Annotated in this window: 26 protein-coding genes; 6 read left to right on the forward strand and 20 right to left on the reverse strand. The window is 72.0% G+C overall.

Annotation, left to right across the window (positions count from 1 at the left end; translation table 11 throughout):
• Positions 1-62 precede the first annotated feature (62 nt).
• On the reverse strand, positions 63-1,865 hold the full coding sequence (menD, locus tag C1N91_RS11310; RefSeq protein WP_137767783.1) for a 2-succinyl-5-enolpyruvyl-6-hydroxy-3-cyclohexene-1-carboxylic-acid synthase: 1,803 nt from the start codon (positions 1,863-1,865) through the stop codon (positions 63-65).
• Positions 1,798-2,190 (reverse strand): PLDc N-terminal domain-containing protein, encoded by a 393-nt coding sequence (locus C1N91_RS11315; protein WP_137767784.1) that lies wholly within the window; start codon positions 2,188-2,190, stop codon positions 1,798-1,800. The genes menD and C1N91_RS11315 overlap by 68 nt, the downstream gene beginning before the upstream one ends.
• 78 nt (positions 2,191-2,268) lie before the next feature.
• Between C1N91_RS11315 and C1N91_RS11320 the strand changes: the two genes are divergently transcribed.
• A complete protein-coding gene (locus C1N91_RS11320; protein ID WP_137767785.1) occupies positions 2,269-2,598 on the forward strand; it encodes a DUF4229 domain-containing protein in 330 nt (109 codons plus the stop codon).
• A 79-nt stretch (positions 2,599-2,677) separates the two neighbouring features.
• On the opposite strand, the gene C1N91_RS11325 is transcribed toward C1N91_RS11320, so the two are convergent.
• The 4 genes from C1N91_RS11325 to C1N91_RS11340 all read right to left on the reverse strand — a co-directional run bounded on the left by C1N91_RS11325 (position 2,678) and on the right by C1N91_RS11340 (position 6,207).
• The gene (locus C1N91_RS11325) at positions 2,678-3,673 is read right to left on the reverse strand and encodes a 1,4-dihydroxy-2-naphthoate polyprenyltransferase (protein WP_137767786.1); all 996 of its coding nucleotides are present in this window, start codon (positions 3,671-3,673) and stop codon (positions 2,678-2,680) included.
• 24 nt (positions 3,674-3,697) lie between these two features.
• Positions 3,698-4,849, reverse strand: coding sequence for an AMP-binding protein (locus C1N91_RS11330; RefSeq protein WP_137767787.1), 1,152 nt, complete (start codon positions 4,847-4,849; stop codon positions 3,698-3,700).
• 16 nt (positions 4,850-4,865) lie between these two features.
• Positions 4,866-5,795 (reverse strand): 1,4-dihydroxy-2-naphthoyl-CoA synthase, encoded by a 930-nt coding sequence (locus tag C1N91_RS11335; RefSeq protein ID WP_137767788.1) that lies wholly within the window; start codon positions 5,793-5,795, stop codon positions 4,866-4,868.
• 67 nt (positions 5,796-5,862) lie between these two features.
• Positions 5,863-6,207 carry a hypothetical protein gene (locus C1N91_RS11340; protein WP_137767789.1) on the reverse strand — a complete coding sequence of 115 codons (345 nt, stop codon included), beginning with the start codon at positions 6,205-6,207 and terminating at the stop codon, positions 5,863-5,865.
• Positions 6,208-6,642: 435 nt separating this feature from the next.
• Between C1N91_RS11340 and C1N91_RS11345 the strand changes: the two genes are divergently transcribed.
• Entirely contained in the window at positions 6,643-7,623 is a 981-nt protein-coding gene (locus C1N91_RS11345) for an o-succinylbenzoate synthase (RefSeq protein WP_175415999.1), read from the forward strand.
• 309 nt (positions 7,624-7,932) lie between these two features.
• Here the strand turns inward: C1N91_RS11345 and ccsB are convergent, their stop codons facing one another.
• The 6 genes from ccsB to C1N91_RS11375 form a co-directional block, all read right to left on the reverse strand.
• Positions 7,933-8,910: a c-type cytochrome biogenesis protein CcsB gene (gene ccsB, locus C1N91_RS11350; RefSeq protein ID WP_137768799.1), complete on the reverse strand. Its 978-nt coding sequence runs from the start codon at positions 8,908-8,910 to the stop codon at positions 7,933-7,935.
• Between the two features lie 8 nt (positions 8,911-8,918).
• Positions 8,919-10,547 (reverse strand): cytochrome c biogenesis protein ResB, encoded by a 1,629-nt coding sequence (gene resB, locus C1N91_RS11355; RefSeq protein WP_137768800.1) that lies wholly within the window; start codon positions 10,545-10,547, stop codon positions 8,919-8,921.
• 73 nt (positions 10,548-10,620) lie between these two features.
• Positions 10,621-11,319 carry a cytochrome c biogenesis CcdA family protein gene (locus C1N91_RS11360; protein ID WP_137768801.1) on the reverse strand — a complete coding sequence of 233 codons (699 nt, stop codon included), beginning with the start codon at positions 11,317-11,319 and terminating at the stop codon, positions 10,621-10,623.
• 45 nt (positions 11,320-11,364) lie between these two features.
• A complete protein-coding gene (locus C1N91_RS11365) occupies positions 11,365-11,976 on the reverse strand; it encodes a TlpA family protein disulfide reductase (RefSeq protein ID WP_137767791.1) in 612 nt (203 codons plus the stop codon).
• Positions 11,976-12,632: a histidine phosphatase family protein gene (locus C1N91_RS11370; RefSeq protein WP_137767792.1), complete on the reverse strand. Its 657-nt coding sequence runs from the start codon at positions 12,630-12,632 to the stop codon at positions 11,976-11,978. Before C1N91_RS11370 ends, C1N91_RS11365 begins: the two co-directional genes overlap by 1 nt.
• Before the next feature lie 91 nt (positions 12,633-12,723).
• Positions 12,724-14,214, reverse strand: a complete 1,491-nt coding sequence (locus tag C1N91_RS11375; RefSeq protein WP_137767793.1) for a SulP family inorganic anion transporter — start codon at positions 14,212-14,214, stop codon at positions 12,724-12,726.
• A 161-nt stretch (positions 14,215-14,375) separates the two neighbouring features.
• Between C1N91_RS11375 and C1N91_RS11380 the strand changes: the two genes are divergently transcribed.
• Complete coding sequence (locus tag C1N91_RS11380; RefSeq protein WP_254678419.1) at positions 14,376-14,750, forward strand: MerR family transcriptional regulator; 375 nt, start codon at positions 14,376-14,378, stop codon at positions 14,748-14,750.
• Positions 14,751-14,771: 21 nt separating this feature from the next.
• On the opposite strand, the gene C1N91_RS11385 is transcribed toward C1N91_RS11380, so the two are convergent.
• Both C1N91_RS11385 and C1N91_RS11390 read right to left on the reverse strand, forming a co-directional pair.
• Positions 14,772-14,981: a hypothetical protein gene (locus C1N91_RS11385; RefSeq protein ID WP_137767795.1), complete on the reverse strand. Its 210-nt coding sequence runs from the start codon at positions 14,979-14,981 to the stop codon at positions 14,772-14,774.
• Complete coding sequence (locus C1N91_RS11390) at positions 14,974-15,318, reverse strand: hypothetical protein (RefSeq protein WP_137767796.1); 345 nt, start codon at positions 15,316-15,318, stop codon at positions 14,974-14,976. The genes C1N91_RS11385 and C1N91_RS11390 overlap by 8 nt, the downstream gene beginning before the upstream one ends.
• A gap of 140 nt (positions 15,319-15,458) precedes the next feature.
• Here C1N91_RS11390 and aspS point away from each other — a divergent pair, with 140 nt between their 5' ends.
• Positions 15,459-16,799 carry an aspartate--tRNA(Asn) ligase gene (aspS, locus tag C1N91_RS11395; protein ID WP_137767797.1) on the forward strand — a complete coding sequence of 447 codons (1,341 nt, stop codon included), beginning with the start codon at positions 15,459-15,461 and terminating at the stop codon, positions 16,797-16,799.
• Positions 16,800-16,871: 72 nt separating this feature from the next.
• On the opposite strand, the gene C1N91_RS11400 is transcribed toward aspS, so the two are convergent.
• From C1N91_RS11400 to C1N91_RS11420, 5 genes are all read right to left on the reverse strand, one after another.
• Positions 16,872-17,165: a Dabb family protein gene (locus C1N91_RS11400; RefSeq protein ID WP_137767798.1), complete on the reverse strand. Its 294-nt coding sequence runs from the start codon at positions 17,163-17,165 to the stop codon at positions 16,872-16,874.
• The gene (locus tag C1N91_RS11405) at positions 17,162-17,425 is read right to left on the reverse strand and encodes a glutaredoxin family protein (RefSeq protein ID WP_137767799.1); all 264 of its coding nucleotides are present in this window, start codon (positions 17,423-17,425) and stop codon (positions 17,162-17,164) included. Before C1N91_RS11405 ends, C1N91_RS11400 begins: the two co-directional genes overlap by 4 nt.
• 84 nt (positions 17,426-17,509) lie before the next feature.
• Positions 17,510-17,608 (reverse strand): 30S ribosomal protein bS22, encoded by a 99-nt coding sequence (locus C1N91_RS11410; protein WP_003792170.1) that lies wholly within the window; start codon positions 17,606-17,608, stop codon positions 17,510-17,512.
• A 124-nt stretch (positions 17,609-17,732) separates the two neighbouring features.
• Entirely contained in the window at positions 17,733-17,927 is a 195-nt protein-coding gene (locus tag C1N91_RS11415) for a helix-turn-helix domain-containing protein (RefSeq protein ID WP_058729786.1), read from the reverse strand.
• Between the two features lie 237 nt (positions 17,928-18,164).
• Positions 18,165-18,680 (reverse strand): ArsR/SmtB family transcription factor, encoded by a 516-nt coding sequence (locus C1N91_RS11420; RefSeq protein WP_137767800.1) that lies wholly within the window; start codon positions 18,678-18,680, stop codon positions 18,165-18,167.
• A 72-nt stretch (positions 18,681-18,752) separates the two neighbouring features.
• On the opposite strand from C1N91_RS11420, the gene C1N91_RS11425 reads away from it, so the two are divergent.
• Positions 18,753-20,192, forward strand: coding sequence for a TrkH family potassium uptake protein (locus C1N91_RS11425; RefSeq protein ID WP_137767801.1), 1,440 nt, complete (start codon positions 18,753-18,755; stop codon positions 20,190-20,192).
• A gap of 70 nt (positions 20,193-20,262) precedes the next feature.
• A complete protein-coding gene (locus tag C1N91_RS11430; RefSeq protein ID WP_126890932.1) occupies positions 20,263-20,901 on the forward strand; it encodes a potassium channel family protein in 639 nt (212 codons plus the stop codon).
• Positions 20,902-20,996: 95 nt separating this feature from the next.
• Here C1N91_RS11430 and proC read toward each other — a convergent pair whose 3' ends face one another.
• Positions 20,997-21,827 (reverse strand): pyrroline-5-carboxylate reductase, encoded by an 831-nt coding sequence (gene proC, locus C1N91_RS11435; RefSeq protein ID WP_137767802.1) that lies wholly within the window; start codon positions 21,825-21,827, stop codon positions 20,997-20,999.
• Between the last annotated feature and the right edge of the window lie 18 nt (positions 21,828-21,845).

Consider the following 21,845-nt stretch of genomic DNA (forward strand, 5'->3'; position numbering starts at 1 on the left):
CGCCGGTCGGCCGAGCGCCGGTCGGCCGAGCGCCGGTCGGCCGAGCGCCGGTCGGCCGAGCGTCAGTCGGCGAGCGGGACCTCGACGACCAGGCGCTGCGCCGGGTCGGTGAGCGCGCCCTCGAGGTCGCCCCACGTCGCAGCCCGCCGGTACGCCCAGCCGAGCCCGGTGACGACCCGCTCGACGTCGACGTGCTGCGGCGTCGTCATCACACGCCGCATGTCCTGCTCGGGGGTGGTCGCCGCGACCTCGAGGCCGCGGAAGATCGCGCCTCCGCCGTCGTTGCCGACCACCACCTGGACACGGTGCGTCGGCTCCTCGGTCCCGGTGACGAACGCCCCGAGGTCGTGCAGGAACGTCAGGTCGCCGACGAGCACCCGCGTGGTGCCGACGGAGTCCGGCGTCCGCTCGAGTGCGGCGGCGATCCCCAGTGCGGTCGACACCGTGCCGTCGATGCCCGCGAGCCCGCGGTTCGCGTGCACCCGGATCTTCTTGCCCGGCACCTGCGCGTCCGCGACCCGGATCAGCTGCGAGGCGCCGAGCACAAGGCGGTCGTGCGGCCACGTCGCCCCCCAGACCGCCTCGACGAGCATGGTCCGGTCGACCGCTCGACGACGCAGGGCGACCTCGTCGCGCAGGTACCGGTTGCGCTCGGCGCGGTCCCCCGAACGCTTCGCGTCGAGGTCCGGCCCGGCATCACCGTCGCCGAGGAGTGCGCGGCTCGTCGCCACCCACCGTCCCACCCACGCGCGGTGCGCCGGGGTGGTCCGACCCGTCACGCGGACGCCGGAGACGAAGGCGGTCGCGGCGTCCGGCCGGGAGGCACGGGCCGGGTCGAAGGGGTCGGCCCCCGGTCCGCGGACCACGACCGTCTCGACGTCGGCCCGCTGCAGCAGGGCGGGCACCTCGCGGCTGAGCGTGGGGTGTCCCAGGACGACGGCGCGGCGCACGGCACCGCCGAATGCGGGGTCGCGGAGCAGCTCCCGGTAGGTGACGACCAGGTTGCGGCCGAAGCGCGCCCCGCTCGACACCTCGGCCAGCAGCGGCGCGCCGAGCTCCCACGCGATCCGTTCGGCGTCCTCGCCGGCGTCGTGTCCCGCGATGACGACGGTCGCGGGCTCGTCGTCCGGAGCGAGCTCGGCGACCGGCAGTCCGGCGTGCACCCGACGGCAGGCGTGCTCGGTGTCGACCTCGTCCTCCGGCACGGGCGCGACGTCCTCGGGGCGGAGCCCGGCGGAGAGCGGCTCGCGGAAGGCGACGTTCAGCTGCACCGGTCCCGGCTGTCCGGTGTGCCCGGACGCGACGGCGACCGCCTCGCGTGCGAGGGACCGGACGGCGTCGACGTCCACGCCGTCCGCCGCGGTCGGTGCCTGGACGTCACGCACGAAGGACACGGCCGGGCCGAACAGTCCGGGCTGGACGGTCGTCTGGTTGCTGCCGATTCCCCGCAGCTCGTCCGGTCGGTCGGCGGACAGCACCACCATCGGCACACCGGAGTGGTGCGCCTCGAGCACGGCGGGGTGCAGGTTGGCGACGGCGGTTCCCGACGTGGTCACCACCGCTGCAGGCCGGCCGGACTCGACGGCGAGCCCGAGCGCGAAGAACCCTGCGGTGCGCTCGTCGAGCCGGACGTGCACGGTGGTGCCGCCGGCCCGCTCGAGGGCGACCGCGGCGAGGGCGAGTGCCTGCGACCGGGAGCCCGGGCTCACGACGACGTCGGTGACACCGGCACGGGCGAGCTCCCGCAGGAGCGCGAGCGCGAAGTCCGTGGCCGGACTGCCGGAGCCCGCGGGACCGTCAGCGATCGGCGGGGCGGTCGTCGTCTCGTTCGTCGCGGTCGCGTCGTTCGTCACGGAGCTGGTCATCGCGGAACTGGTCCTCGAGGTCTCGGAGGGTTGCGTCGTCCTGGTCCGTTCCGGTGCGGAGGGTCCCGGTGCCACGGGGGCCACCGAGGAAGTCGGGGTCGTCTTCGGGTCCACGGTACCGGGGCGTCGGTGCGGGTGTGGCGGGGGCTCGACCGAGCACGAACCACAGCAGGCCGCCGAGCACCGGCAGGACGAGCACGAGGAGGATCCACCACCCGCGCCGCAGGGAACGGATGCGCTGGCGTGGCATGGTTGCGCAGTCGATGACCGCGTAGACCGTGAAGGCCACGGCGGCGACGGCGACGATCAACCACAGACGGACCATGCGACGACTCTAGGCAGTGCGCCTGGGACGGACCTGCCCGTCAGCCGCTGCACGAGCGACGTTCCGTAGACTCGTGGGGTGAAAGCGTGGCTCGTCTACACCCTTGCCCGGCTCGGCATCTTCGCCGCGGCGCTGGCCGTCCTGCTCGTCATCGGCCTGAAGTGGTACTGGGCGGCGATCGGCGCTGCGTTGATCGGCCTGCTCGTGTCCTACATCGCCCTGCCCGGACTCCGGGGCCGGGTGACCTCGTCCATCGCCGAACGCCGGGTTCGACCGGAGCACGACGCCGACTCGGACTTCGAGGACGACTTCGTCGACGCCGCCGACACCGACGCGACCGCCGCCACCGACCAACCCGTGTCGGACGCCGACCGGCACCGCGAGCGTCGCGAGCACGACGCGGAGTAGTCCGCGCCGTCGCGGCGCGTCCCGACGGGTGGTCCGCACCGCCCGGTCGCCGTCCCCCGCGGCCGCCCGGTCGACGCGCCTACGGCAGGAGGACGAGCGTCAGGCCCAGGACCACGCCGTAGGCGAGCGACGCGAAGGACGACAGCTGCAGGGCCGTGATGAGCTCGCGCGGCTTCCGCGACGAGACGCCGATCGCGAGTGCCGGCAGCGCCAGCAGCAGCGAGAAGTACGCGAACCCGGTGCGGAAGTACAGCAGCACGAACCACAGCAGCACGACGTACGGCAGCATCAGGAACAGCCCGAACAGGACCCGGGCGACGGGCCGACCGACCACGACCGCGAGGGTCCGCTTGCCGGCCTGACGGTCCTCGTCCACGTCGCGGATGTTGTTGACCATGAGCACGGCGCAGGCGAAGAAGCCGGCGGCGACCGCCGCTGCCCAGCCGCTCGCGGTGACCGCCTGGATCTGCACGTACTGGGTGCCGAGCACGGCGACCAGCCCGAAGAAGACGAAGACGAAGACCTCGCCGAGCGCGTTGTAGCCGTACGGCTTCTTCCCGCCGGTGTAGTACCAGGCCGCGACGATCGCGGCCGCGCCGACGAGCAGCAGCCACCACGTGCCGGTGAGCAGCACGATGACCAGGCCGGCGACCGCGGCGAGCCCGAAGAACGTCAGCGCGACGGTGAGCACCGTGCGGGGCTTCGCCAGGCCGGCACCGGTCAGACGGGCCGGACCGACGCGGAACTCGTCCGTGCCCCGGACGCCGTCGGAGTAGTCGTTGCTGTAGTTCACGCCGATCTGCAGGAACAGCGCGACCGCGAGCGCGAGCAGGGCGACCGCCAGGTGGTGGTCGCGTCCGAGGTACGCGCCGAAGTCCCCCGGCTCGCCGGAGTCCACGAACGCGACGCCGGTGCCGAGCACGACCGGCACGACGCCGAGCGTGAGGGTGCGGAGCCGGGCCCCGCCGATCCAGTCGCCCGCGGTCGCCCGCCGCTTCGTGCGCTGCGGTGCCGAGGCCTTCGCCGGGTTGCCGCTGCGGCCCTTGACCGCGGTCCTGTTCTTCGTACGTGCCACGGCCGACCATCGTATCCGTGACGGCTACGGGGTCGGTGCGTCCTCGGGGTCGGCGAGCGTCCGGACGGCCCGCCGGTCGGGCTTGCCCGATGCGAGCATCGGCAGCGCGTCCACGACGAGCACCGCAGCGGGGCGGGCTGCTCGTCCGAGTGTCCCGGCCACGTGCGCGCGGACCGTGTCGAGGTCGAGCGGGCGTTCCGTGACGACGACGGGGACCTCGCCCCACTCCCCCGACGCCCGTCGCGTGACGACCGCTGCGTCCTGCCCGGGCAGCTCGCGCACCCGGCGTTCCACCGCGCCGAGCGGGATTTTCTCACCGCCGGAGACGATGACGTCGTCGAGCCGGCCGAGCACGCGCAACCGACCGTCGTCGTCGATCGTCGCGGCGTCGCCGGTCCGGTACCAGCGGTGGCCGTCGCGCTCGACGAAGGTGTGCGCGGTGCGCTCCGGGTCGTCGAGGTACCCCTCGGCGAGCATCGGACCACTCAGCTCGAGCGCGCCGTCGACGAGTTCCGCGCGGACCGTGCCGAACGGCGTGCCGTCGTACACGCAGCCGCCGCTCGTCTCGCTCGCGCCGTAGGTCGTGACGATCCGGATGCCGGCGTCGAGGGCGCGCTGCCGGAGCGGTGCGGGGGTGGACTGGCCGCCGACCAGGACGGCGTCGAACCGGGTCGCGGCAGCGGTGGCGCGCGGATCGTCGAGCACGCGGGCGAGCTGCACCGGCACGAGCGACGTGTAGCGGCGAGGCGCTCCGGGGCCGACGTCGAGCCGGTCGACCGCGTCGGCGAACGCACCGCCGTCGAAGTGCCCAGGCGGGACCACGATCGGGGTGGTGCCCGACGTGATCGAGCGTGTCAGGACGTTGAGACCGGCGATGTAGTGCGTCGGGAGCGCGAGCACCCACCGGCCGGGACCACCGAGTGCGGCATCGGCCGACGCGGCGCCCGCGAGCAGTGCGTCCGACGACAGGGCCACCCGCTTGCCGGTGCCGGTGGACCCGCTCGTCTCGACGACCAGGGCGACCCGCTGCGCGACGTGCGACGGCGGCGGTGTCGGTAGCGCCGGGGCGTCCTCGGCGACGGGGAGCAGTGCGGGGCCGCCGGCGAGGGCAGCCTCCAGGCCGCGCAGCACCGCGGACGGGTCGGACGCGCCGATCGCGACCAGCGGGCGGTTCACCTGCGGGGTCCCGGGATCAGTAGTGCCACGGGAACGAGGTCCACTCCGGCTTGCGCTTCTCGAGGAAGGCGTCGCGCCCCTCGACCGCCTCGTCCGAGGCGTAGGCGAGGCGCGTCGCCTCGCCCGCGAAGACCTGCTGGCCGACCATGCCGTCGTCCACCGCGTTGAAGGCGTACTTGAGCATCCGGATCGCCGTCGGCGACTTGCCGAGGATCGTCTCACCCCAGCGGATCGCCTCGCGCTCGAGGTCCTCGTGCGCCACGACCTTGTTGACCGCACCCATCTCGTACGCGCGTTGCGCCGAGTACTCCTCGGCGAGGAAGAAGACCTCGCGCGCGAGCTTCTGCCCGATCTGGCGGGCGTAGTACGCGCTGCCGTAGCCACCATCGAAGGACCCGACGTCGGCGTCGGTCTGCTTGAACCGACCGTGCTCCGCGCTCGCGATGGTCAGGTCGGCGACGGCGTGCAGTGAGTGCCCGCCGCCTGCGGCCCAGCCGGGAACGACGGCGATGACGACCTTCGGCATCATCCGGATGAGGCGCTGGACCTCCAGGATGTGCAGCCGACCCATCGACGCCTGCGCGGCCGCGGGGTCGACGCCCTCGGGTGGCGCGCCCTCCTCGCCGACGTACTGGTAGCCGCTGCGCCCGCGGATGCGCTGGTCGCCGCCCGAGCAGAACGCCCAGCCGCCGTCCCTCGGACTCGGGCCGTTGCCCGTGAGCAGGACGACGCCGACGTGCGGGTCCTGACGGGCGTCGTCCAGGGCACGGTAGAGCTCGTCGACGGTCCGCGGGCGGAAGGCGTTGCGGACCTCCGGCCGGTCGAACGCCACGCGGACGATGCCCCGCGAGACGTGCTTGTGGTACGTGATGTCGGTGAAGTGCTCCGCGACCGGAGCTGCGGTCCAGACGTCGGGGTCGAACAGGTCGGAGACGGGAGCAGCCATGCCTCCACCGTATCGCCGGGGTGTGGGACCGGCCCGCGCTCCCCGTCCGGACCCCGACTCGGCGGGGCTACGTGCCCGCGAGCGCCTCGGGGGCGAGGACGACGAGCAGCACGATGAGGATGACCGGGTTCGCGAAGAACGCGAGGACGACCCCGAACGCGCCGTACCAGCGGCCGAACGATCCCACCGCGGCGATGAAGCCGAGCACCGCCGCGATCAGGGTGAGGAAGACCACCACGAAGCAGATGCCGAAGGCGAAGGTGGTGTCGCCGCCCATGAATACCGCGAAGGCGCTGGCGTCGACCGCGGCGGAGACCACGGCGAGCCCGAGGGCGATCTTGCCGACGATCGGGTTCCGGCGGCGACGGGCGGCGTGTTCGAGCGCGCGGGTGTCGACGGTGTTGCGCTGCATCAGGCGCTCGAAGTCACCGGTGTCGGACCGCGCTCCGGGGGTCCGGGGTGCGGCTGGACGGGCGGTCGCGCTCGTGGCCCGCTGGGTCGGCGCCGGGGCGGCTGTACGCTGCGCTGCAGCTGGTCGGGCTGCACCGGGACGCTGTGCCGCCGCTCGCTGTGCCGCCGCTCGTTGGGCTGCGGCACGCTGCGCGGCTGCTCGCTGCTGCGGATCCGACGCCACCGGCCCTCCCTCTCCTCGGTCGCCACACGGACGTGCCACGGGTGTCCGTGACGCCGTCGACGCTCAGGCCGACCGATGCATGCTAGTGGCCTGCCCTGGCGGTCGGCTCCGAGGAAGCGGCGGGAGCGCTGGACGCGGGACGGGCCCCGCGCCGCCTGTGCTGCGAGCGTCGCCGGTCCGGTCGCTGACACGGCTCGTGCGCGAGGATGGGGTGTGCTCCCCGACCTCGCTGACCTCATCGCAGACGCCCACGTCGTCGCGCTGCCCATGCGCGTCCGGTTCCGCGGCATCACCGTCCGCGAAGCCCTGGTGCTCCGCGGACCCGCAGGGTGGACGGAGTTCTCGCCCTTCGTCGAGTACGAGGACCGCGAGGCGACCGCGTGGCTCCGGAGCGCCGTCGACTTCGGGTGGACCGAGCACGACCCCGCGGCCGACACCGTGCCGGTGAACGCCACGGTGCCGGCGGTCGGACCGGACGCGGTCGCCGACCTCCTGGCGCGCTACCCCGGCTGCACGACCGCGAAGGTGAAGGTCGCCGAGCCGGGGACGAGCATCGAGGACGACGTCGCCCGCGTCGCCGAGGTCCGTCGCGTGATGGGACCGGACGCGGCGATCCGCGTGGACGCCAACGGGCTCTGGTCCGTCGACCAGGCCGTCGAGGCGCTCGAGCGTCTCGCCCCGTTCCGGCTCCAGTACGCCGAGCAGCCGTGCCGATCGGTACCCGAGCTCGCCGAGCTCCGCCGCCGCGTCGCGGGACTCGGTGTGCCCGTGGCCGCCGACGAGAGCGTGCGCCGAGCGTCGGATCCGCTCGCCGTCGCCCGGGCGGGGGCTGCCGACGTGCTCGTCGTGAAGGCGCAGCCGCTCGGCGGGGTCACCGCGGCGCGCGCGATCGTCGCCGAGGCCGGTCTGCCGTGCGTCGTCTCCAGTGCGCTGGACACCTCGGTGGGGCTCGGGACCGGGGCGTTCCTCGCGGCTGCGGCGATGACGCCCGGGTACGCGGCGGGCCTCGGGACGGCGGCGATGTTCGAGTCGGACGTCACCGCCACTCCCCTGCTTCCGGTGGATGGTCGGGTGCCGGTCCGCCGCACGGAGGTGTCCCGAGAGCTCCTCGAGCGCAACGCGGCGTCGCCCGAGCGCACGGCGTGGTGGCTCGCTCGGCTCGAGCGCGTGCACGCCCTGCTTGCCGGCGCGTAGCCCGCAGCTGGTCGCGTCGCCGGCCGGCAGCGGCGCAGGCGCCATCGCGACCGGGCAGGACCTGCCGCTCACGTCTGTCGAGCGGGCACGTTCTGTCGGCGGCGAGCACCGAGCGTGACAGATCGGGCCCGTTCGAACGGAACGGAACGGGACGGGACGGACGGCCGGGCCGAACAGGCCGAACCGGTCGGAGACGACCCGGGTGCACCGGCACCGGCCGCCGGCGGTGTGACGGACGGGAGGCGCGGTGCCAGCTGGCACCGCGCCTCCCGTCCGTCTCCCGGTCGCGTCAGCGACGCCCGGCCGGGCTCAGAGACCCGAGTAGCTGTGCAGGCCCTTGAAGAAGACGTTGACGACCGAGAAGTTGAACATCACCGCGGCGAAGCCGATGAGCGCCAGCCACGACGAACGGGCACCCCGCCAGCCGCGGGTCGCACGCGCGTGGATGTAGCCGGCGTAGACGACCCAGATGATGAAGGTCCAGACCTCCTTGGTGTCCCACCCCCAGTACCGGCCCCATGCGCGCTCGGCCCAGATCGCACCCGCGATCAGGGTGAAGGTCCAGAGCACGAAGCCGACGAGCAGCACGCGGTAGGTCAGGACCTCGAGCCGTTCGGCGTCGGGCAGCGTCTCCATGAAGCGGAGCTGCTTCGAGACCGGGCGGCCCTGGCGGTAGGTCTGCACCAGCTGCGCCACCGCGAGACCCGCGCCGAGGGCGAAGAACCCGGTGCCGGCGATCGCGACGAAGACGTGGATGACGAGCCAGTACGACTGCAGTGCGGGCTGCAGCGGGACGACGGGCACCCAGTAGTTCACGGTGGCGATGCCGAGCAGGATGATCGTGAGCCCCGTGATGAACACGCCCAGGAACTTCAGGTTCTGCCAGAACTGCACCAGCAGGAAGATCAGCGTGATGAGCGCCGTGCCGGTGAGCGAGAACTCGAACATGTTGCCCCACGGCACACGGTCCGCCGCGATGCCGCGCAGGACGGTCGCGCCGACGTGCAGGACGAGCGCGAGGATCGTCATCGCCATGCCGACACGCTCGAACTTCGTACCGCCGCCCGTCCGGCCCCGGTCGGTGTCGACCTTCTCGAGCACGACCGTGCCGCCCTGCACCGTTGCGACGGTGCGTTCGGCGGGCGCCGCCGCAGCGGCGCCGGCAGCGGACGCGACCTGACCCGACCGCTTCGCCATGTCGAGCGCGAACGAGATGAACGCGATGACGTAGACCGCCATCGCGGAGTACGTCAGGACGACCGAGTAGGTCGCGAGGTTGGTCGTCATGTCCGGGTTCACGAAGGGATCCTAACTCCGAGGTCCGACAGGTGCCTCTTGGCGATGTCGTCGACGGCGCGCTCGAGGTTGGGGTCCTCGCCGCGCGCCAGGCCGGCGTACTCGAGGTCGTACTCGCCGTGCTCCGCACCCTTCCGCGGGACGGCCTTCACCCACACGCGACGACGGGGCACGAACAGCGACGTGAGCAGGCCGAGCACCGCGAGCACCGCGAAGCCGGCGACGAACAGCTGCGACGGATCGTGGTGCACGTCGAGCGAGACGTAGCGCTTCACGCCGTCGAAGGTGATCGAGCCGGTGCCGTCCGGCAGGGTCTTCGTCTGCCCGGGCTTCAGCTCGATGCTGGCGGTCTTCGACTGTCGCCCGGCGATCTGCTCGAGGCCACTCGTGTCGAGCGAGTACACGCTCTGCGGGACGCCGCTGTCGAGACCGAGGTCGCCGCGGTACACCTGCAGCGTCAGGAGCGGGTTCTGCGCGTCCGGGTAGGCGCTGGCGAACGCGCCGGTCGACAGCTTCGACGCGGTCGGGTAGAAGAAGCCGACCATGCCGAGCTGCGACGGTGAGGCGTCCGGCACCTTGATGACACCGGTCGACGTGTAGTTCGCGTCCTCCGGCAGGAACGGCACGACGTCCTGGAACGCCACGTTCCCCTTGCCGTCGCGGACCGTGACCTGCATCGCGTAGCCGTTGCCGAGCAGGTAGACGTTCGTCCCGCCGACCGACAGCGGGTCGTTCACGCCGATGCGACTGGTCTTCGGCGCCTGGCCCTTCTCTTGACTCGTCACCGTCGCCGAGTAGTCGAGGGCCTGCCCGAGGGCGTCGAGGTTCTTCTCCTCGTACGTCGTCGTGAACTTGTCGAGGGTCAGGTTGTAGCCCTGCAGGTCCGACTGACGGAACCACCGGCCGGGGTTGAAGGAGTCGTACGAGCCGAGGACGTTCGAGAACGTCTGCCCCTCGACCAGCAGGCGCTGCCCCGTGTAGCTGAACCCGCCCCCGAGTCCGACCGCCACGAGCACCCCGACGAGCGCGGCGTGGAAGACGAGGTTGCCGGTCTCGCGCAGGTAGCCGCGCTCCGCGCTCACCGAGTCCCCGAAGCGCTCCACCCGGTAGCCGGACCGCTTGAGCAGCGCCGCCGCGCGGGTCACGGCGTCGTCGACGGACGGGAGGCTCGTGGCCGCGTCCGCCTCGACGGGGACCGACCGGTAGCCGGCCAGTCGGCCGAGGCGCACCGGGGTCCTCGGCGGTCGCGTCCGCAGCGCCTGCCAGTGGTGCTTCGTCCGCGGGACGATGCACCCGATCAGCGAGACGAAGAGCAGCAGGTAGATCGCCGAGAACCACACCGATGTGTAGGTGTCGAAGACCTGCAGGGTGTCGAGCACCGGGAAGAGCTGCGGGTGGTCCGCCTTGTACTGCACCACACCGTTCGGGTCGGCGGTGCGCTGGGGCACGAGGGAGCCCGGGATCGCGGCCAGCGCCAGGAGCATGAGCAGGAAGAGCGCAGTGCGCATGCTCGTCAGCTGGCGCCAGAAGAAGCGGACGTAGCCGACGAATCCGAGCTTCGGCTGCGTCGGTCCGTCATCGCCGGTCACCGCCGGAGCGGCGCTGTCGACGTGGTCGGACGGGCGCATCGGGTCGGCACCCGAGGTCGTCTCGTCCACGGAGACCGGCTCGGCGTCGGGGCGCTCGGGGGTGGTGTCGTGCTCAGACCACGGGGACAAAGCTCTGGATCACCGCCCCGAGGCTCGACATGACGGCCGACCAGATGCCGGTGACCATGAGCAGACCGATGACGATCAGGATCGCTCCTCCGATGATGTTGACGGTGCGCATGTGGCGCTTGACGACCCGGATCGCCCCGGTCGCCCACCCGGCGCCGAGCGCCACGAGGACGAAGGGCACACCGAGCCCCAGGCAGTACGCGACACCGAGCCACATGCCCTGCCAGGCGCTGCCCGACTGCACGCTGAGCAGGTTGATCGCGGCGAGCGTCGGCCCGAGGCAGGGGGTCCAGCCGAGGCCGAACACGATGCCGAGCAGCGGCGCCCCGACGAGGCCGGTCGCGGGCGTCCACGACGGCTTGATGGTGCGCTGCAGGAAGGTGAACCGTCCGATGAAGACCAGGCCCATCGCGATCACGACGACGCCGAGCACCTGCGTGATGAGGTCACGCCATCGGACGAGCCAGAAGCCGAGCGCGCCGAACACGGTCGTGTACGCCACGAACACCGCGGTGAAGCCGAGCACGAACAGCACGACGCCGAGCACGACACGACCCCGACGCTGACCGCCCTCCGCGATCCCGCCGACGTACCCGAGGTAGCCGGGCACGAGCGGGAGCACGCACGGGGACAGGAACGACACGAGACCGGCCAGGGCGGCGACGGGCAGCGCCACCAGCATCTGGCCGCTCAGGATGGCGTCGGCGAAGGGGTTGCCGGGCACGGGTCAGGACGCCTTGCCGTCGAGCTCGTCGCCGACCAGCGTCTGCAGGATGCTCTTGCCGTCGATCGCGCCGAGGACGCGGGCGGCCACGCGGCCCTGCTTGTCGAGGACGATCGTCGCCGGGACGGCGTTCGGGGCGATCTGCCCGGAGAGGGCGAGCTGCACGGTGCCGTCGCGGGCGTCGAGCACGGTGGGGTAGTCGACGCCGAAGGTGCGCTCGAACGCCGCCGCGGTCCCCTCCTCGTCGCGGACGTTGACGCCCACGAAGACCACGTCGTCGTCGGCGTACTGGTCGTGCACCTGGTTGAGGTACTTCGCCTCGGCGCGGCACGGCGGGCAGCCGGCGTACCAGAAGTTGAGCACGACGACCTTGCCGCGGAGGTCCTTCGCCGAGATGGTGTCCCCGTCGGTGTCCTTCGTCGTGAAGTCGACCGGGTCCGTCCGCTTGTCGGCAGCGACCTCGGTCACCGCGCCGGTACCGGAGATGTAGTTCTGGGTGGTGCCGCTGCCGTACTGACGGGACAGGTCGTCGTTCGACGACGAGCACCCGGCGAGCGCCAGGGCTGCGATCACCGCCGAGGCTGCGACGGCGGCGATCCGGCTGCGTGCGGACATCAGACTGCTCCTTCGTCGACCGCGGACACGCGCAGGGACTGCGCGGGGTCCGCGTACCCGACCTCGGTGAACCGACCGGACGAGGTGGCGGGCACACGCTCGAGGGTCGTGATGCTGGACAGGTCGCAGCGGCGCTTGCGCGGGTCGTGCCAGAGCGGCTCCCCCGCGAGCTTGCGGTGCACCGTCCAGATGGGCAGCTGGTGGCTCACGAGCACGACGTCGCCGCCGTCCACGCTCTCCCACGCGGACGTGACCGCGGCGAGCATGCGGTTCGCGATGGACTCGTACGCCTCGCCCCAGCTCGGGCGGAACGGGTTCGCGATCCACGGCCACTCGGCCGGACGCCCGATGGAGCGCTTCGTGAAGCCGGGGCGCTGGCCCTCGTAGCGGTTGGTGGGCTCGATCAGCCGTTCGTCGAGCGCGACCTCGAGCCCGTAGGCGGCCGCCCAGGGGGCCGCGGACTCCTGCGTGCGCTGCAGCGGCGACGCGACGATCCGTCGGACGTCGACCCCGGCGTCGTGCCAGGCGGTCGCCGACGCGGCGGCCATCCGGGCACCGAGTTCGCTGAGCCCGAAGCCGGGCAGCCGGCCGTAGAGCACTCGCCCCGGGTTGTGGACCTCGCCGTGCCGGACGAGGTGGATCCGTGTCGCGGGCATGGGTTCCAGTCTAGGTCGCTCCACCGTCATCACCCGCCCCACAGCGGATTCACCGGATGTGCGAGCGTTCAGCCCCGTCCGGTCGGCCGGATCAGCCCAGGCGTCCGGTCAGCCGACCGTGCAGCGCCACCGACCCGGTGTTCAGGTTGACGACCTCGACGGTCGAGCCGTGCCGGGCGTACCGCTGCTCCACGCCGTCGAGCGCAGCGACGGTGCTCGCGTCGAACACGTGCGCGGCCGACATGTCGACGATCACCCGCTCCGGGTCCTCGGCGTAGGAGAACCGCGTGACGAGGTCGTTCGAGGAGGCGAAGAAGAGTGCTCCCTGCACGCGGTACCGGACCGTGTGCTCGTCGACCGGCTCGCGCACCACGGAGACGACGTGCGCCGCTCGACGCGCGAACACGAGGGCGGCGACCACCACACCCACCAGGACGCCGGTGGCGAGGTTGTCGGTGGCGACCACCACCACGACGGTGATGACCATGACCGCCGTCTCACCGAGCGGCATCCGTCCGAGCGTGCGCGGCCGGACACTGTGCCAGTCGAAGGTCGCGACGCAGACCATGAGCATCACGGCGGTGAGCGCCGCCATCGGGATCTGCGCCACCAGGTCGTGCAGGACGATCGTCAGCACGAGCACCGACGCCCCCGCGGCGAAGGTCGACACCCGCGTCCGCGCACCCGCCGTCTTCACGTTGATGACGGTCTGGCCGATCATCGCGCACCCACCCGTCCCACCGAAGAACGCCGACGCGATGTTGGCGATGCCCTGCCCCCAGGACTCGCGCCACGCGCTGGACCGGGTCTCGGTCAGGGAGTCGACGAGCTGCGCCGTCAGGAGCGTCTCGATGAGCCCGACGATCGCGACCCCGAACGCGTACGGCGCGACGATCTGCAGGGTCTCGAGCGACAGCGGGACCGTGATGCCGCCGAAGCCGGGCAGGGAGGTCGGCAGGGAGCCCTCGTCGCCGACCGTCGGCACCGCGACCCCGAACACGATCGTGATCGCCGTGACCACGACGACGGCGATCAGCGGCGCCGGGACGGCCCTCGTCAGGAAGGGGAACGCGACGATGATGCCGACGCCGAGGGCCGTCAGCGGCCACACCACGAGCGGCACGTCGTCGCCGAACAGGTTCGGCAGCTGCGCGGTGAAGATGAGGATCGCGAGCGCGTTGACGAAGGCCACGTTCACGCTGCGCGGGATGAAGCGCATCAGCCGGGCCACCCCGAGGAACCCGAGCACCAGCTGGAACACACCGCCGAGCACGACCGCGGGGACGAGGTAGGCGACGCCGTGGTCGCGCACGAGCGGTGCGATCACGAGCGCGACCGACCCCGCGGCGGCGGAGATCATCGCGGGGCGGCCGCCGACGATCGAGATCACCACCGCGATCACGACGCTCGAGAAGAGCCCCACCGCGGGGTCGACGCCGGCGACCACCGAGAACGAGATCGCCTCGGGGATCAGGGCGAGGGCGGTGACGACACCTGCCAGGACCTCGCGGGTGAGCAGACGAGGTGACCGGAGGGCGCTGAGGACGCTGGGTGCCGCGGGGGCATGGGGTGCGAGGGACATCGCTGACGACCCTACCCTGACGTGAGGGTAGGGTTGACTCACGTGTACCGAGCGACGACGGAGGGAGGTCTGCCACGATGACGACCGTGCACTCCCCCTCACCGGCTCCCGACGACCGGACACCCGACCAGGTCACGGACGGTCCGGCGTCCGGCGAGACCATGCACATCGGCGAACTCGCCGAACGTGCCGGGATGTCACTGCGGACGATCCGGCACTACGACGAGGTCGGTCTCCTCGTGCCGAGCGGCCGGACCGCCGGGGGCTTCCGCGTGTACACCGCGCAGGACCTCGAGCGCCTGCTCGTCATCCGTCGGATGAAGCCGCTCGGCTTCACGCTCGACGAGATGTCCGAGCTGCTGCGGGTCGTCGACGCTCTGGCCGGCGCCGCTCCGGAGGACCAGCCGGCACTCGCCGCCCGACTCGACGCTTCGCTCGTGGACGCCCGCGCCCGGCACGCGAAGCTCGTGGAGCGCGCCGGTATGGCCGAGGAGTTCATCGGCACGCTGAGCACCCTGCGCGCCTCGCTCCCCTGACCAGCGGACGACTCCGCACCGTCACCGGTCGACCTGCAGTTCCCCCGCCTCGATCAGCCGTGCCCGCTCACGCCGCGCGGCCTGCCACTCGTCCTGCCGACGGAGCAACTCGTCGTGCTCCCAGATGAGACGGCGGGCCTTCCACGGGCGCCATCGGTAGCGCCGGCGCACGCGCTGACGCCACTCCTCCTGCCGCCGTCTGACCAAGGCGAGCACCGGATCCTCAGCCACCGTGTCCGTTCCTTCCCGTGATGAGTCCGAGCACCAGCGTCCCGAACACGGCGTCGTCACCGTGCAGGTCCTGCATGTCGTACATCGCGTCGGCGCTGATGCTGCCGATCTCCGCGCGCCCGGTGTCCGGGTCGCACGCCTGGTCGACCGTCCACACGAACCGCGCCCACGCCCGGTCACGCTCCTCACGTGCCACGTCCCGCCGCCACCGCACCAGCGCCCGGATCCCGCCCACAGCAGCACCGACCAGCGTCAGCGCAGACCCGACCACCGCGGCCAGCACCGCCGCCACCGCGACGGGCGGCCAGGCCGCGAGCCCCACTCCCGATGCCGTCATCCGGGACCCCTCTCGACTCGCGACCCGACCACACGGACGACGCTACGGAGACGCCGAGGCCGAGCCGCGCCTCCCGGCCGGAACTGTGGAGGACGCACGCCGCGACCCCACTTGTGGAGGAGGCCGTAGACTCGACGACCGTGATCGAACGCACCCGCATCGCCGACCTCGCCGCCCTCCCCGACGGCCCCGTTGCCGTCGCCGGCTGGGTGGAGACCGTCCGCGACCAGAAGAAGGTCCAGTTCGTCGTCCTCCGCGACGAGACCGGCGCCGCGCAGCTGGTGAACCCGGCGACGCGCGAGGCCGAGGACGGCGACGACGACGCCCAGGCCCGGCTCGCCATCACCAACGAGATCTCCGGCCTGGCGCACGGCACCTTCGTGCACGTCCGCGGGACCCTCAAGCACGACGAGCGCGTCAAGCTCGGCGGCCTCGAGGTCAAGGTCGGCTCGCTCGAGGTCGTCAGCGCGGCGATCCCGGAGACGCCGATAGCGGATGACTCCTCGCTCGACAAGCGCCTCGACTGGCGCTTCCTCGACCTGCGCAACCGCAAGCAGAACCTCATCTTCCGCATCCAGACGACGCTGGAGCACGCGTTCCGCACCTACTGGGTCGAGCGGGACTACATCGAGATCCACACCCCGAAGCTGATGGCGTCGGCGTCCGAGTCGCGGGCCGAGCTCTTCCAGCTCGAGTACTTCGAGACCACCGCCTACCTGGCGCAGTCGCCGCAGAACTTCAAGCAGATGGCGCAGCCCGCCGGCTTCGGTGCGGTGTTCGAGATCGCCGACGCCTTCCGCGCGGACCCGTCGTTCACGAGCCGCCACGCGACGGAGTTCACGAGCGTCGACGCCGAGATCTCGTGGGTCGAGTCGCACGCCGACGTCATGGCCATGCACGAGGAGCTCCTCGTCGCGGGCTTCACCGCCGTGAAGGACAAGTACGGCAAGGAGATCGAGGAGGTGTTCGGCTTCGAGTTCGTCGTGCCGACCGCTCCGTTCCCCCGCGTCACCCTGGCCGAGGCCCGGAAGATCGTCGCCGACAGCGGACACGACGTCGTGCGGGCGGACGGCGACCTGGACCCCGAGGGGGAGCGCCGGGTCAGCGCGTGGGCGAAGGAGACGCACGGCTCCGAGTTCGTCTTCGTCACCGACTACGACGCCTCGATCCGCCCGTACTACCACATGCGTCACGCCGACGACCCGACGCTCACGAACAGCTACGACCTGCTGTTCAACGGCGCCGAGATCTCGACCGGCGCCCAGCGCGAGCACCGCGTCGACGTCCTCGAGGCGCAGGCCGTCGAGAAGGGCCTCGACCCCGAGGAGCTCGGCTGGTACCTCGACTTCTTCCGCTACGGCGTCCCGCCGCACGGCGGCTTCGGCATGGGCCTCGCCCGCGTGCTCATGCTCGCGCTGCACGAGCCGTCCATCCGTGAGGTCACGTACCTGTTCCGCGGCCCGACGCGCCTGACCCCGTAGCCACCGCCGACGACGACGGCCACCCTCCGACAGGAGGGTGGCCGTCGTCACGTGCGGGCCGGGAGGCGCGTCCTACTGCTCCCAGTCGATGGCCGCCCGCCCCGTGACCAGCTCGCGGATCTCGGCGGCCGCCGCCTGGTGGTCCGGGTGGACCTGGTATCCGTCGAGACCGGCGAGGTCGTCGAAGGTCGCCACGACGGCGACGTCCTGGTTCTTCCCCGGGTAGGCGACGTTCTCCACGACCTGCAGCGAGCGGATCGACCCGATCGTGCCGATCAGGCCGGTCAGCAGCTCGCGGATCCGCGTGGTGACCTCCACGCGGTCGAGGTCTTCACGGACCGTCCAGGAGACGACGTGGTGGATCATGCGCCGGCCTCTGCCTTCTCTGCCTTCTCGAGGGCACCGTGCAGCCGGTCGGCGTCGACGTGCCAGTTGCTGTGGACCCGGCCGTCGACGAGGACGACGGGGATGTCCTCGGCGTACTCCTCGCGCAGCGCGTCGTCGTCGAGGATCGACCGCTCCTCGAGGGTCGTACCGGGATGGGCCGCCACGACCTGCTCGACGACCGGTCGGGCGTCGTCGCAGAGGTGGCAGCCGGGCTTCGTCAGGAACGTCACGGCGGGCATGCACCCCACCCTAGACCGAGCGGACACGGCGCCCGGGAACACGAAAGCCCCGGCGGACCGGGGCTTCGGGTGCAAGTACTGGACTTACTTCTTGTTGCGACGCTGGTGACGCGTCTTGCGAAGGAGCTTGCGGTGCTTCTTCTTCGCCATGCGCTTGCGACGCTTCTTGATGACAGAACCCATAGTGGACCTCGCTCGGAACGATGCTGATGTGTGGACACCGGGCCCGAAGAGACCGCGGAAAATCAACCCGGCCGAGTCTAGCGGAGCGCAGCGGTCCTGTCGAACGAGCGCGGGCCGGGAGACCTCAGCCGACGTCGGCGATGCCGCCGCGCAGGAGCTCGGCGACGGCCGACTCCGGGACGCGGAAGGACCGGCCGAACCGGATCGCGGGGAGCTCCCCCGCGTGCACCATGCGGTACACGGTCATCTTCGAGACGCGCATCATCTCGGCCACCTCAGCGACGGTGAGGAAGCGCACGTCGTCGAAACTGCCGGTCATGGTCCGCCTTCGGGTACCCGCGGTTCGCGCGGGGTCGGTGTGACCTGTGTGGTCAAGGGTGAGTGTAGGGGCGCGTGGGACCGCGTGTCCAGGAGACTCCGAGCGGACGCTCGACCGGGCGCGACGCGGACCCCCGACCGGGCGCGACGCGGACGCTCGACCGGGCGCGACGCGGACGCTCGACCGGGCGCCACGCGGACCCTCGACCGGGCGCGACGCGGCCGCCGGGCCGAGCGATCAGTCGTCCTCGCCGCGGCGCGTGAAGCGCTTCCGACCGCGGTCGACCACGCGCTCCCAGCCCTGCTGTGCGCCCGTGAACGCGGCCGTCGCGCGGTGCGACGCCTCGGCCATCACGCGACCGAGCTCGGTCCCGACCTCGACGGTCGAGCGAACGCCCGCACCGGAGCGACGCACCGAGACCGGCTGTCCGTCCAGCGTCCACGCCGTCGTCGCCGGTTTGCCGTCCGCGTCGACCGCGCCGGTGAACGGCACCACCCACTCCTCGAGCCGCACCAGGGGCTCCGGGTCGAGTCGGTAGAAGCGGTGCTGGCCCTCCTCCCTGCTCGACACCAGGCCGTGGTCGCGCAGGACGCGGAGGTGCTTCGACACGGTCGGTTGGCTCACGCCGATCTTCTCGACGAGCTGGCCGACGCTCAGCTCACCCCCGGTGGCGTCCGACCCGTAGGCCGTCAGCAGTGCGCCGAGCAGCTCGCGCCGGGTGGGGTCCGCCACGACGGTGAAGATGTCGGCCATGGGGCAAGGCTAGTCGGACGACCGCGCATGTACCATGTCCGCTGACCTGCTCGACGGCTCCGGAGGCGCCCGATGCTCGACCGCACCGAGCCGCTCGACCGGCACGCGCCGGTGAGCGACGTCCGTCGGTGGTGGAACAGCGTGCTCGACGTCCTCCGAGCATCCCCGTCGCGGCTCGCCATCCTCGTCTTCGTCGCGCTGATCCTCATCTTCACGACGCTCTTCACGACCCCGTGGGCGGCGGCGGACCGCTCCCCCACGCACTTCGCGGACGCCCTGTTCACGGCGGCATCGGTGGTCTGCGTCACCGGCCTGGCCACCGTCGACATGGCCACGCACTGGTCGGTGTTCGGCAAGGTCCTGATCGTGGTCGGCACCCAGATCGGCGCGGTCGGCGTGCTCACCTTCGCCTCGATCCTCGGCCTGGTCGTCACGCGGCGACTCGGGCTGCGCGCGAAGCTCATCGCGGCGGGCGACTCGAACCCGCTCCGCACGCACCCGGGTGCGGTCCCCGAGGGTCAGGCCGTGCGGCTCGGCGAGGTCGGCACGCTGCTCCTCACGGTCGCCGTCAGCACCCTGACGATCGAGGTCGCCATCGGCGTGCTCATCCTGCCCTCGGTCCTCGCCGCCGGGTACCCGTTCTGGACGGCCGTCGGCGACGCGTTCTACTACTCGGCGATGGCGTTCACGAACACCGGCTTCTCGCCGAACGCCGACGGGCTTGCCCCCTTCGCGAACGACTACTGGTTCCTCTCCCTGCTCATGGTCGCGGTCGTCGCCGGTTCGATCGGCTTCCCGGTGATCCGCGCGGTGACGAAGCAGTTCCGGACTCCACGGCGGTGGCCGATCCACGTCAAGCTGACCCTGACCACGAGCGCAGTGCTCCTCGTGCTCGGTGCCGCCGTCTACACCGCGCTCGAGGCGTCGAACCCCCGCACGCTCGGCGACGCCGGGGCCGGGCACACGGCGTTCCAGGCGCTCTTCTTCTCGACGATGACGCGGTCCGGTGGCTTCGCGACCATCGACGTGCAGCAGATGCACGGTGCGAGCCTGCTCGTCACCGACATGCTCATGTTCATCGGCGGCGGCTCCGCCTCGACCGCCGGCGGCATCAAGGTGACGACGCTCGCCGTCCTGTTCCTGGCTGCCGTCGCCGAGGCCCGCGGTCGTCGCAGCATGGAGGCGTTCGGCCGCCGTGTCCCGAGCGACGTGCTGCGCGTCGCGGTCGCGGTCGTGCTCTGGGGCGCGACCATCGTCGCCGTCATGACGGTCGTCCTGCTGCAGATCACCGGCGACTCGCTCGACCGCGTGCTCTTCGAGGTGATCTCGGCGTTCGCCACGTGTGGCCTGAGCTCCGGGATCTCCGCCGAGCTCCCGGAGGCCGGGAAGTACGTGCTCGCCGCCACGATGTTCCTGGGTCGGGTCGGTACAGTGACCATCGCCGCCGCCCTGGCCGCCAGCCAGAGCAGGCAGCTGTTCCGCCGTCCCGAGGAGAGGCCGATCGTTGGCTGACCGCCGCGCCGCACGCGCCGAGCGCCGTGCCCCCCACCCCGCCGACGGCGCCGTCAGCCACGACGCGCCCGTGCTCGTCCTCGGCCTCGGGCGCTTCGGTGCCGCCACCGCCGGGCAGCTCGAGCGACAGCACCGCGAGGTGCTCGTCGTCGACACCGACGCCTCGCTCGTGCAGAAGTGGTCGGACCGCGTCACGCACGCCGTGCAGGCGGACGCGACCGACATCGACGCCCTCCGGCAGATCGGTGCACAGGACTTCGCGATCGCCGTGGTGGCCGTGGGCTCGCACCTCGAGTCGAGCGTGCTCATCACGTCGAACCTGGTCGACCTCGGCATCCCGCAGATCTGGGCGAAGGCCGTCAGCCGGTCGCACGGCACGATCCTGTCCCGCATCGGCGCGAACCACGTGGTCTACCCGGAGCGGGAGGCCGGCGAGCGCACGGCGCACCTCGTCTCCGGCCGCATGCTGGACTTCATCGAGTTCGACGACGACTTCGCCGTCGTCAAGATGTTCCCGCCGCGCGCGGTGCGTGGCAAGGACCTCGCCACCACGGTGATCCGCACCCGGCACGGCCTGACCGTGCTCGGCATCAAGTCGCCGGGCAGGGCGTTCGTGCCCGCTACGCCCGACAGCGTCATCGGCGAGGACGACGTGATCATCGTCTCGGGCACCGAGACGGACCTGGAGCGGTTCGCCGCGCTCGAGTAGCGACCAGTCGACGGACGGGAGGCCCGTGGCGACGCCGCCACGGGCCTCCCGTCCGGCTCCCGGTCACCTCCCACGGGTCGGGGCGGCACCGGCGATCAGGACGCGGCGATCTCCTCGGCTCGCGCGATCGCGGCGCGGGAGGCGCGCGTGAACGTGCCGGACAGGTCGGCGTCCTGCAGGACGGCGACCGCGCGCTCGGTGGTGCCCTTCGGGCTGGTCACCGCACGGCGCAGGTCCGCGGGCTCGCGGCCGGACGCGGCGAGCAGCTCGACGGCGCCCCGGACCGTCCCCTGCACCATCGTCGCGGCCTGCTCCGGCGTGAAGCCGAGCCCCTCGGCCGCCTGCTGCCACTGCTCGACGAGCAGGAAGACGTACGCGGGGCCCGACCCGGACACGGCGGACAGGGCGTCGAGCTGCGCCTCCGGCACCTCGATGACCTGTCCCGACGCGGCGAAGACGCTCGATGCCAGGGCGACCGCGTCGGCGTCCCCCGTGGTCCCCGCGCTGACACCGGTGATCCCGTGACCGACCCCGATCGGCGTGTTCGGCAGCGCGCGGACGACTCGGACCCCCGCGGGCACCCGAGCCTCCATCGATGCGAGGGTGGTGCCGACGGCGACGCTCACGACGACCGCACCGGGGTGCAGGGACGCGGCGACATCGTCCAGGACCTCGCCGACCAGGTACGGCTTCACACCGAGCACGACGAGTCCGGCGCCCCGGACGGCCTCACGGTTCGCGTCCGGGTCGGTCTCCGTGGCCGCCGCGGCGAGGCCACGCTCGCGCCACGCCGCCGCGGACTGCTCGGACCGCGTCGTGAGGGTCACGGTCGTCGGGTCGAGTCCCGCGGCGAGCAGGCCCTCGAGGACGCTGCCGGACATGGAGCCGACGCCGAGCATGGCGGTACGGGGCAGTGCGATCGTCATGGTCCCGACCCTACCCAG

The organism is Curtobacterium sp. SGAir0471 (assembly GCF_005490985.1).
In the GTDB taxonomy this organism is placed as follows: domain Bacteria; phylum Actinomycetota; class Actinomycetes; order Actinomycetales; family Microbacteriaceae; genus Curtobacterium.

Excerpts from the sequence above, each read along its gene's own strand:
- menD (WP_137767783.1), bottom strand. The coding sequence starts at position 1,865 with ATGACCAGCTCCGTGACGAACGACGCGACCGCGACGAACGAGACGACG.
- C1N91_RS11315 (WP_137767784.1), bottom strand. The coding sequence starts at position 2,190 with ATGGTCCGTCTGTGGTTGATCGTCGCCGTCGCCGCCGTGGCCTTCACG.
- C1N91_RS11335 (WP_137767788.1), bottom strand. The coding sequence starts at position 5,795 with ATGGCTGCTCCCGTCTCCGACCTGTTCGACCCCGACGTCTGGACCGCA.
- C1N91_RS11340 (WP_137767789.1), bottom strand. The coding sequence starts at position 6,207 with ATGCAGCGCAACACCGTCGACACCCGCGCGCTCGAACACGCCGCCCGT.
- ccsB (WP_137768799.1), bottom strand. The coding sequence starts at position 8,910 with ATGACGACCAACCTCGCGACCTACTCGGTCGTCCTGACGTACTCCGCG.
- resB (WP_137768800.1), bottom strand. The coding sequence starts at position 10,547 with ATGCGCCCGTCCGACCACGTCGACAGCGCCGCTCCGGCGGTGACCGGC.
- C1N91_RS11360 (WP_137768801.1), bottom strand. The coding sequence starts at position 11,319 with ATGCTGGTGGCGCTGCCCGTCGCCGCCCTGGCCGGTCTCGTGTCGTTC.
- C1N91_RS11365 (WP_137767791.1), bottom strand. The coding sequence starts at position 11,976 with ATGTCCGCACGCAGCCGGATCGCCGCCGTCGCAGCCTCGGCGGTGATC.
- C1N91_RS11370 (WP_137767792.1), bottom strand. The coding sequence starts at position 12,632 with ATGCCCGCGACACGGATCCACCTCGTCCGGCACGGCGAGGTCCACAAC.
- C1N91_RS11375 (WP_137767793.1), bottom strand. The coding sequence starts at position 14,214 with ATGTCCCTCGCACCCCATGCCCCCGCGGCACCCAGCGTCCTCAGCGCC.
- C1N91_RS11380 (WP_254678419.1), top strand. The coding sequence starts at position 14,376 with ATGCACATCGGCGAACTCGCCGAACGTGCCGGGATGTCACTGCGGACG.
- C1N91_RS11390 (WP_137767796.1), bottom strand. The coding sequence starts at position 15,318 with ATGACGGCATCGGGAGTGGGGCTCGCGGCCTGGCCGCCCGTCGCGGTG.
- C1N91_RS11400 (WP_137767798.1), bottom strand. The coding sequence starts at position 17,165 with ATGATCCACCACGTCGTCTCCTGGACGGTCCGTGAAGACCTCGACCGC.
- C1N91_RS11405 (WP_137767799.1), bottom strand. The coding sequence starts at position 17,425 with ATGCCCGCCGTGACGTTCCTGACGAAGCCCGGCTGCCACCTCTGCGAC.
- C1N91_RS11410 (WP_003792170.1), bottom strand. The coding sequence starts at position 17,608 with ATGGGTTCTGTCATCAAGAAGCGTCGCAAGCGCATGGCGAAGAAGAAG.
- C1N91_RS11415 (WP_058729786.1), bottom strand. The coding sequence starts at position 17,927 with ATGACCGGCAGTTTCGACGACGTGCGCTTCCTCACCGTCGCTGAGGTG.
- C1N91_RS11420 (WP_137767800.1), bottom strand. The coding sequence starts at position 18,680 with ATGGCCGACATCTTCACCGTCGTGGCGGACCCCACCCGGCGCGAGCTG.
- C1N91_RS11425 (WP_137767801.1), top strand. The coding sequence starts at position 18,753 with ATGCTCGACCGCACCGAGCCGCTCGACCGGCACGCGCCGGTGAGCGAC.
- proC (WP_137767802.1), bottom strand. The coding sequence starts at position 21,827 with ATGACGATCGCACTGCCCCGTACCGCCATGCTCGGCGTCGGCTCCATG.